The sequence below is a fragment of the Paraglaciecola polaris LMG 21857 genome (genome assembly GCF_000315055.1).
Taxonomy (GTDB): domain Bacteria; phylum Pseudomonadota; class Gammaproteobacteria; order Enterobacterales; family Alteromonadaceae; genus Paraglaciecola; species Paraglaciecola polaris.
This window is the reverse complement of the sequence record NZ_BAER01000122.1, coordinates 1-2,125: the sequence shown is the minus strand read 5'-3', so window position 1 is coordinate 2,125 and position 2,125 is coordinate 1. Positions and strand designations below refer to the sequence as shown.

Annotated in this window: 3 protein-coding genes; 1 reads left to right on the top strand and 2 read right to left on the bottom strand. The window is 41.5% G+C overall.

Translation table 11 applies throughout. From position 1 onward, the window contains the following. A partial coding sequence (locus GPLA_RS23330) for a transposase (protein WP_193362958.1) occupies positions 1-252 on the top strand: 252 nt, incomplete at its 5' end. Here the strand turns inward: GPLA_RS23330 and GPLA_RS19590 are convergent. Together GPLA_RS19590 and GPLA_RS19585 are read right to left on the bottom strand one after the other, a co-directional pair. Then, positions 253-492, bottom strand: a complete 240-nt coding sequence (locus tag GPLA_RS19590; protein ID WP_007106741.1) for an AMP-binding protein — start codon at positions 490-492, stop codon at positions 253-255. It abuts the gene before it with no gap. A 604-nt stretch (positions 493-1,096) separates the two neighbouring features. Then, positions 1,097-1,738 carry a transglycosylase SLT domain-containing protein gene (locus tag GPLA_RS19585; RefSeq protein ID WP_007106740.1) on the bottom strand — a complete coding sequence of 214 codons (642 nt, stop codon included), beginning with the start codon at positions 1,736-1,738 and terminating at the stop codon, positions 1,097-1,099. Between the last annotated feature and the right edge of the window lie 387 nt (positions 1,739-2,125).

The following is a 2,125-nucleotide window of genomic DNA, read 5'->3' as shown; positions in this document are numbered from 1 at the left end:
ACATGGCATCAATCTTATCTGGCTGACGAATTTAACAACCTTTCTATTATAAAACTTCCCCCATATTCACCGGAGTTGAACCCAATAGAACAGGTATGGCAATGGTTAAGACAAAATGAATTAGCTAATCGTTGTTTCGAAGGCTATGAAGATATTGTTGAGCAATGTTGTAGAGCCTGGAACCGCTTTATTAGTGATAATAAACGGGTCGCAAATCTATGCATGCGGGATTGGATTGACGTGGGAAATTAATTACGGTGATTGGTATAACTCTGCTTGGGTGCTGTGCCAATTCAACGTGACATAATAAGCCCCCACATATCGACACGCCTCAACGACTTCATATAACGCAACGTCATTTCTTAATAAGACGGCTATGACGTCTCCGGGGGTAACCCCTTTCTGTTGAAAAATACGCGCTAGTTTTTTTGCGCGTTCCATCATATCGTTTCGTTTGATCTGAGTACCGCTCAAATAGAAATGACCTGACATCTGCTTTCTCCTTAGCTTCTCATTCTGCAATAAAACATTGTTTTTAAAACTTGTTCAATAAAGCAACAACCGGATGATGAGAATACCCTAAGCGAGTGAAAGTAGTGCATCAGCATTATAAATGGCTTTCTATTCTTATGATGAATAAGTGCCATCAGTAAAGCATCACAGGGAATGGGGAGTAGCGACCAGGGAGATAACACGCATGTTATCTAGTGTCAGAAGCGCCAAAAGAATAAAGCTGAGGACGTAATGATATCTGTTACAGGCTCATGCTTTCCTTGGGTACAAAATTAATACGTTTTTTACCCATTTTCTGCATAGGGTAGCAAGTCTTGTATGGGTAATGTGTGAAGTGTAACAAGCGTGTCCGGCCACATAGTGCTTGATAGTTTCGCGATTGCTACACAACCAATCTCGAAATAAGGCGGAACATTTTATATTGCATCGCAACGCTTCCCTCATGGAAACGCTGACGAATAAAAGTACGTAAAGGCTTAAAGTGCTCCCGCGAGGACCCGCTTGAATGTATTCAAAAAAGTCGCTCTCGCCGGATGATTGCACTTCCTTTGGATAAATAAAACTCCTTTTGTATTTGTACAATCTAAGTAAATAAACGCATGAACCAGCCTTTTTCTAACTCTTCTCTGCAACCTTTTAGTTGAGTGGCATAACGTAACGAACGGGCTTTGACTATTTTTGCTACTTTCTGCAACCAACGTTTTTTGTGATAACTTTTGCGTTTATATCCGCCCCACCCTTCGTGATAATTCAAATACTGGGCTTCAGCGTCCCACTTTGAAACGCGATTGATTTTATGCGTCTTATCGATGAACCACCCCATAAAGTCCATGGCATCCTCGAAGTCTTCACGATCGGCCCAACCATTACCCGTTTCACGTCGGTAATCTGCCCAAGTGGGTGTTTTTGCCTGTGAATAACCGTATGCGCTGCTTACCCGCCCCCAAGGGATTAAGCCAAAGAATACATAATCTTTTGGTGGCAGTGCATCGGCTCTGAAAGAACTTTCTTGATACATCATCGCCATCGGCACATGCATTGGCACACCCCACTTAGCACTCATATCTTCTGCCGCATCAAACCAATCCCGCTTCTCCAAAAATATCTCGCAAATGTTGCTAATGTTTTTTGGCGGTGTAGTGGTGCAACTGCACAGCCAGAAAACCGACAGAAGCAGCAGTGAAACTCGGCCAAAGGATAAATTTTTATATAAGGTGCGAAACATAAGCCACTCTCGTAGGAGAATTAAAATTAAAAAAATCGCCGTCACACCTACTTTGTGCCGCGCGGTCGCTAATACTAACCTGATAAAAGTCAAGATGGTAAGCCAGTAACAAAATTGCTCTCAGATAAATCGTTTATAAACTCGGATTACAATGTGCTCTATTAAGTATTTGCATTTTTTAGCATCTTCAATGAACTAATGAATAACGAGCAAGTCACAATATATGTGTGTTTTAGTTTATGTGTGTTTCCCGATTAAACTATTTTAGCCCGGCTCTTTAGCCGGGCTTTTTTTTACTCGAACGTTGGTTGTTAGATCAAATTAACATCCAGCTGAAAGCGGGACATATTCCCTTCAATGATCTCCTATTAATTCAGTAATTTCGCG